1 pseudogene is annotated in these 229 nt (G+C 69.9%); it reads right to left on the minus strand.

What is annotated here, in order from left to right:
• Positions 1-199 (minus strand): annotated as a pseudogene (locus tag RYX56_RS25710) (urocanate hydratase); the annotation flags it as partial.
• Positions 200-229: the final 30 nt, after the last annotated feature.

The following is a 229-nucleotide window of genomic DNA, read 5'->3' on the forward strand; positions in this document are numbered from 1 at the left end:
GGCGGCGCAGCGTCGCCAGGATCTTCTGCAGGGCCTCCGGGTTACGCGCCGCCTTGCCGAGCCCGCCGTAGACGATCAGGCGTTCGGGGTCCTCGGCGACGTCGCGGTCCAGGTTGTTCTGGACCATGCGGTAGGCGGCTTCGATCGTCCAATCGGCGCAGGTCAGCTGCTTGCCACGGGGCGCGCGGTACTCGGTCATGGCAAGAAGCGTGGCGAGTGGCCGGGTCGC

This window comes from Alkalihalophilus lindianensis (genome assembly GCF_032843265.1).
GTDB classification, from domain to species: domain Bacteria; phylum Bacillota; class Bacilli; order Bacillales; family Bacillaceae_D; genus Alkalihalophilus; species Alkalihalophilus lindianensis.